The following is a 6185-nucleotide window of genomic DNA, read 5'->3' as shown; positions in this document are numbered from 1 at the left end:
CCATGCAGCGCTCCGGCCTGATCACGGCGCAAGTCAACCTGATTGCCCAAGGCGAGGTGACCGGCTCCGCCAGCGTCGTCGGCGCGCTTAATGCGCTGCCGCTCACCCGCTTTGGCGCGTTCCAGGGCGCGATCTCCCGCGAGGGATCGCAGCTCGGCAATGTCGTCTCGGCGCAGGTCTCCAATTCCAACAATCTGGAGCGCATCGAGGTGATCCGCGACGACGGCCGGATCGAGGGCGCGGACCCATCGATCGCGGCGCTGATCGGGACGATCGAGGTTCGTTTCGCCGATCAGACGCTGCTCGATCAGGCGGTGAGCGGCGCGCCGGCTGAGGCGGGGACTGTCAGGAATTCCGTGTGGGGCCGGGCGATTGAACATCAGCCGGCGAGGGCCTTCAGGAAGCGCTCGCCGAAGAGGACGGCGAACTGCGCCTTGGCCATCGCCCATTCCCTGGGTGGCATTTTCCACTCCTTCTCGGATCGGTTCAAGACCAGGAACAGCAATTTCATCGCGGCTTCGTCGGTTGGGAAATGCCCCCTGGCCCGAACCGCGCGCCGGAGCTTCGAGTTCAAGGCCTCCATGGCGTTGGTGGTGTAGAGAATGCGACGGACATCGTCCGGGAAGGCATAGAACGGGATGACCTCACCCCAGGCGCGCCGCCAGCTCTGGCCGATGGCGGGGTATTTCCGGCCCCATTCGCCCTCCTCGAAGCCGCTGAGCGCGGCCTCGCCGGCGGCGGCGTCCACGGCCTTGTAGATGCCCTTCAGCGCCGCCGCGACGGACTTCCTGTCCTTGTAGGACACGAAGTCGAGGCTCTGGCGCAGCAGATGGACGATACAGGTCTGGACGGTCGCGTCGGGAAAGACCGCCTGGATGGCGTCCGGGAAGCCCTTAAGCCCGTCGACGACGGTGATGAGGACATCCTCGACGCCCCGGTTCCGGAGCTCGTTCATCACCCGGAGCCAGAATTTGGCGCCCTCGCTCTGCTCGAGCCAGAGACCGAGGATCTCCTTGGTGCCGTCGGCTCTTACACCGAGCGCGACATGGACCGCCTTGTTGCGGACCAGGCCTTCGTCGCGGATCTTGACCCGAAGGGCGTCAAAGAAAACCAGCGGATAGGTCGCCTCCAGCGGCCGGGCCTGCCAGGCGGCGATCTCCTCCAGCACCGCATCCGTCACCGTGCTGATCAGGTCCGGCGACACGTCGATGCCATAGAGCTCGCGCAGATGCCCGACAATCTCGCGCGTGCTCATGCCACGCGCGTACATCGAGACGATCTTGTCATCGAAGCCGGGAAAGCGGCGCTGATACTTGGCGATGAGCTGCGGATCGAAGCTCGACTGCCGATCCCGCGGCACCTCGAGCTCGAACTTGCCGCTGTCCGTCGTCACCGTCTTGCGGCCATAGCCGTTGCGGCTGTTGCCCGCCCCGGCCGCGCCACCGAGATGATGGTCCATCTCGGCGTTCAGCGCCCGCTCGGCCAGCGCCTTCTTCAGATCGTCCAGAAGGCCATTCGGATCAAACGCCGTTTTCGGATCGGCGCCGGCCAGCAGCTGGTCGAGGAGGGCATCAGGAATCTTCGGTTCTTTGCGTCGCGGCATATCGGGGCTCCTTCGATCCCACTATGCCCGACCCCACACGGAATTCCGGACAGTCCCGCTGAGGTTGAGTTCACCTACGCGCTCGACGCTGACACCAGCTTCGCGCTGACCGCGCACGCCGTTTACCTGCCGAAGCCGAAGCTGGCCCTGCAAGGCCCTGGCGGCGTGCAGGCGAGCTTCGCCTGGCAGGCGGCGCGCGACCCGACGCTCGGGCGCATGGCGACCGCCACGCTGCGCAATGACGTTCCCATCTACACCAACCCCTGATCGGAGCTATGATGATCCGTCTCAACCTCACCAATGAACCCAGCTGGCTCGACCTCGCACCCGGCCTGCGGCTGCGCCTCGCGCCCTGTTCCAGCGCCGTCATGATGGCCGCGCGCGCCGACGCGGCGGTCGAAGACCTGCCCGACGATGCCTCCAACGAGACCCGGGCACTGGTCTTCGCCAAGGCGATCGGCCGCATCGCCATCCTCGACTGGGGAGGCGTCGGCGACAGCGACGGCAACCCGATTGAGCCGAGCCCCGAGGGGATCGGCGCACTGCTTGATCTCTATCCGGTCTTCGAGCGCTTCCAGCTCGACTACATCGCCAAGGGTCTGGCGCTGGAACTCGAAAAAAACGTCTGCGCGCCCGCGCCGAATGGCACTTCGGCGGGGGCGACGGATATTGCGCCGCTTGTTCCGGACGATGCGCCGAATGCCCCGATCGCCTGAACTATCCGCACACGCTGGACGGTTGGCAGGTGTGGGACGTGGCGCAACGCATGAGCGGTCAGCTGCGCGCGATCCCCGGGGCGGTGCTCGGCTGGGATCTGACGACCGGTCTCGCAATCGCAGCCGCGCTGGGCGTGAGCCCGGTCGCAGCGGCGGAGCTGCTGCCGGAAATCGAGGCGGTCGCTGTCCGCAAACTCAACGAGCGCATTGGAGCGAACAGGGATGACTGAGCGGCGCGTCTCTGTTCGGCTCGCGGCGGTGGGCGGGCAGGTGCTGAAGGCCGACCTGCGCGAGATCGGCCGCGAGGGCCGCGCCGCTCTTGAGACGATCGGCGCGGCGGGGGCACCGGCGAGCCGAGGCCTCGACGATGTCGGAGCTTCCGCTTCCGCCGCGATCACCCGCTTTGAGGCGCTGTCGGCGCGCGCCGCGCAAGCGGCGGTCAACCTGCGCGCGGCCGCCGCTTCCACCGGCACGCTAGCCGGACGCGTCGATGCGCTGACCGGCGTGTCTTCCGGCGTGGATCGCAGCGCCGCGGACATCACCGCCTACGGCTCTGCGCTCGATGATCTTCGGGCGCGGCACAACCCGCTGTTCGCGGCGATCCGAAGCTATCGCGGGGCGCTGGACGATATCCGCCAGGCGCACCGCGTCGGCGCGATCTCGGCCGACGAGATGACCGCCGCCATCGGCCGCGAGCGCACGGTGGCGCTGGCCAATATCGCCGCGCTGAAGGGCCGGACCACCGCGCTCGGCCAGATGGGCGGCGCGTCGCGGCTGGCCAGCTACCAGTCGCGGAACCTGCTCTATCAGCTGAACGATGTCGGGGTCTCGCTGGCCTCGGGGATGAACCCGATGATGGTCTTCATCCAGCAGGGCTCGCAGATCAGCCAGATTTATGCCGGGCAAGGCGGGGTGAACGCGGCGCTAAAGCAGACCGCCGGGCTCGTGCTCGGCGTCGCCCGCGCCCATCCTGTGGCGACCGCCGCGGTGATCGCAACCGGCGTCGCTCTCGCCGGCCTGCGGCATGAGATCACTGAGGCCTCCGGGGTGACCGTGGGCTTTGGCGATACCGCCCTCGCGGTCTGGCAGGTGATCCGCGACGGGCTCGTATCGGTCCTGAAGCCCGCCATCGACGCCATCGCCCCTTGGTTTTCCGCCGCCTGGGACGTCGTGGTCGCCGGCGTGCACGTCACCGGCAATGCGATCATCAATGGCTTCCGGCTGGCGATCGAGACCGTGAAGCGGCTGTTCGCAGCGCTTCCGCTGATCGCCGGCGCCGCGGTGATCGGCGCGGCGAATGCCGTGCTCACCGGCATCGAGAAGCTGATCACCGCCGCGCTCGCGCGGATGAACGGCTTCATTCAGACCGTGAGCGGCCTCGTCGCGAAGATTCCCGGAATGGAGGGCTTCTCGCTCGGCGAGATCGCCCCGCCGCCGCCGCTGCGTAAGATCGACAACAGCTATGCCGCCGATCTGACGGCGGCCTGGCAGGATTTCGAGCGGGTGCATGCGGAGATCCAGGCGAGCGATCCGATGGGGGATTTCTTCGACGCGGTGAAGGTTCGCGCGGTGAAGAACGCGCTCGACGACACCGCCGAGGCCGCCGGCGGCGCGGGCGCTGCGATGAAGCAGGCCGGCGGCGCCGCCAAGGACGGCATGGACGCCGCAAAGACCTCGGTCGACACGGTGAGCAATGCGCTGGCCAAATACGCCGAGGACGCGAAGGCCGTCGGAAAGAACCTCGGCGACAGCCTGGCCGGCGCCTTCACCTCGGCTGAGGAGGCGGTGGGCAATTTCGTGAAGACCGGCAAACTCGACATCCGCGATCTGGTCACCTCAATGCTGGCCGATCTCGCCAAGCTCTCGGTGAAGCAGGCCATCCTCGGCCCGCTGGCAGGCGCGCTGTCCGGCCTGTTCGGAGGGGCGGCCGCCTCGCCGAACGCCAGCCTCGGGTCGATCTTCGCCGGGCTGTTCCACGACGGTGGCCGGGTCGGCGCCGGTGGGCGGATCGCCATTCCCGCCGCCGCGATCCTGGCAGCGCCACGCTTCCACAATGGCGGCGGCTTCGGCCTGCGCAGCGACGAGCAGGTCGGCGTGCTCCAGCGCGGCGAGCGGGTGCTGAACCGCCGCCAGACCCGGGACTGGGAAGCCGGCGGCGCGCCCAACATCACCATCAACGCCCGCGACGCGGCGTCCTTCCGGCAATCGCAGTCGCAGATCGCCGCCGACATCGCCCGCGCCGTCGCGGCCGGGCGCAGGAGTCTCTGAGCCATGGCTTTCCATGACATCCGCTTTCCCGACGACATCAGCCGGGGCGCCCGGGGCGGCCCGGAGCGCCGCACCCAGATCGTCGAACTGGCGAATGGCGACGAAGAGCGCAACAGCCCCTGGGCCGACTCCCGCCGCCGCTATGACGCCGCCTATGGCATCCGCCGCGTCGATGATCTGGCCGAGGTCATCGCCTTCTTCGAGGCCCGGCGCGGCCGCCTGCACGGCTTCCGCTGGAAGGACTGGGCCGACCACAAGAGCTGCGCGCCAACCGCGCAGCCGACAGCAATCGACCAGTTCCTCGGTCAGGGCAACGGAGCGCGGACCGAGTTCCAGTTAGTCAAGCTCTATGCCAGCGGCGCGCAGTCCTGGAGCCGGGCGATCACCAAGCCGGTCGCTGGCAGCGTGCTGGTGGCGTTGGGCGGAGTTGCGATCAACTCGGGCTGGTCGGTCAATGGCAGCACCGGGATCGTCACCTTCTCCGCCGCGCCGGGCGTGGGCGTCTCTGTGACCGCCGGGTTTGAGTTCGATGTGCCGGTCCGCTTCGACACCGACGAGCTGCCGGTCACCCTTGATATCGAGCGGCTGGGCTCGATCACCTCCATTCCGCTCGTCGAGGTCCGCCGATGAAAACCCTGCCAGCTGGATTGCAGGCCCATCTCGACAGCGGCGCCACCACGCTCGCGTGGTGCTGGCGCATCACCCGGGCGGATGGAGTCGTTTTCGGCTTCACCGAGCACGATCGGCCCCTCGCCTTCGCCGGAACCGAGTTCGAACCCGACAGCGGCTTTAACGCCTCGGAGATCCGCGCCGGCTCGGAGCTGTCGGTCGATGCCCAGGACGCTGAAGGCGCGTTGAGCTCGGACCGCATCACCGAGGCCGATATTCTCGACGGACGCTGGGACAACGCGGCGATCGAGGTCTGGCGCGTGAACTGGGACGCGCCGGCGCAGCGGGTGCTGATGCGACGCGGCAACATCGGGCAGATCAGGCGCGGCCGGGCCTCGTTTATCGCCGAGGTGCGCTCGCTGGCGCACTACCTCAACCAGACGGTCGGACGGACCTTCCAGTTCTATTGCGACGCCGCGCTGGGCGACGCCCGCTGCGGCATCGATCTGGATGCGCCTCCCTTCTGTGATACCGGCAGCGTCGCGGCAACGATCGGCGATCGTGGTTTTCGCGCGACAGGGCTGGGAGCCTTCGCCGCCGGCTGGTTCGACCTCGGGTTTTTGACATGGACCAGCGGCGCGAATGATGGCGGCCGGGCCGAGATCGCCCGCCACACCGTGGAAGCCGGGGCCGTGCGGATCGAACTTTTCGAAGCGCCGGTGCGCCCGATCGGGGTCGGCGACGGTTTCACCGTCCGAGCCGGCTGCGACAAGCAGTTCGCCACCTGCAAGGCGAAGTTCGTCAATGCCGCCAATTTCCGCGGCTTCCCCTCGATGCCCGGCGACGACGTCGTCGTGCGGTATCCGAACCGCGGCGATGCCAACAGCGGCCAGCCGCTCGGCCGGCGCGGATAGCCATGAACGACCAGCAACAGACCCCGGACGCCAGCCCGGCGCCCGCCGATCCCGCGCGCGTCATTGCCATTGCCC

At 68.2% G+C, this 6185-nt stretch carries 7 protein-coding genes and 1 pseudogene; 7 read left to right on the top strand and 1 reads right to left on the bottom strand.

What is annotated here, in order from left to right:
• Nucleotides 1-2: 2 nt before the first annotated feature.
• Nucleotides 3-272: pseudogene (locus tag Q0480_RS07180) on the top strand (phage tail tube protein); the annotation flags it as partial.
• 107 nt (nt 273-379) lie between these two features.
• Here the strand turns inward: Q0480_RS07180 and Q0480_RS07175 are convergent.
• A complete protein-coding gene (locus tag Q0480_RS07175; protein WP_299131725.1) occupies nt 380-1552 on the bottom strand; it encodes an IS256 family transposase in 1173 nt (390 codons plus the stop codon).
• Here Q0480_RS07175 and Q0480_RS07170 point away from each other — a divergent pair.
• Genes Q0480_RS07170 through Q0480_RS07145 form a run of 6 tightly spaced genes read left to right on the top strand, consistent with a single transcriptional unit; the run spans nt 1451 to nt 6110 of the window.
• Nucleotides 1451-1870, top strand: coding sequence for a hypothetical protein (locus Q0480_RS07170; protein ID WP_299131727.1), 420 nt, complete (start codon nt 1451-1453; stop codon nt 1868-1870). The genes Q0480_RS07175 and Q0480_RS07170 overlap by 102 nt on opposite strands.
• A gap of 11 nt (nt 1871-1881) precedes the next feature.
• A complete protein-coding gene (locus tag Q0480_RS07165; RefSeq protein WP_299131724.1) occupies nt 1882-2319 on the top strand; it encodes a hypothetical protein in 438 nt (145 codons plus the stop codon).
• A gap of 50 nt (nt 2320-2369) precedes the next feature.
• Nucleotides 2370-2549 (top strand): hypothetical protein, encoded by a 180-nt coding sequence (locus Q0480_RS07160; RefSeq protein WP_299131723.1) that lies wholly within the window; start codon nt 2370-2372, stop codon nt 2547-2549.
• Nucleotides 2542-4587 (top strand): phage tail tape measure C-terminal domain-containing protein, encoded by a 2046-nt coding sequence (locus Q0480_RS07155; RefSeq protein ID WP_299131722.1) that lies wholly within the window; start codon nt 2542-2544, stop codon nt 4585-4587. The genes Q0480_RS07160 and Q0480_RS07155 overlap by 8 nt, the downstream gene beginning before the upstream one ends.
• A 3-nt stretch (nt 4588-4590) precedes the next feature.
• Nucleotides 4591-5217 (top strand): DUF2460 domain-containing protein, encoded by a 627-nt coding sequence (locus tag Q0480_RS07150; RefSeq protein ID WP_299131720.1) that lies wholly within the window; start codon nt 4591-4593, stop codon nt 5215-5217.
• A complete protein-coding gene (locus Q0480_RS07145; RefSeq protein ID WP_299131718.1) occupies nt 5214-6110 on the top strand; it encodes a DUF2163 domain-containing protein in 897 nt (298 codons plus the stop codon). Before Q0480_RS07150 ends, Q0480_RS07145 begins: the two co-directional genes overlap by 4 nt.
• Nucleotides 6111-6185: the final 75 nt, after the last annotated feature.

This window comes from uncultured Amaricoccus sp. (assembly GCF_937891315.1).
In the GTDB taxonomy this organism is placed as follows: domain Bacteria; phylum Pseudomonadota; class Alphaproteobacteria; order Rhodobacterales; family Rhodobacteraceae; genus Amaricoccus.
This window is presented reverse-complemented; position numbering and strand designations above follow the sequence as displayed.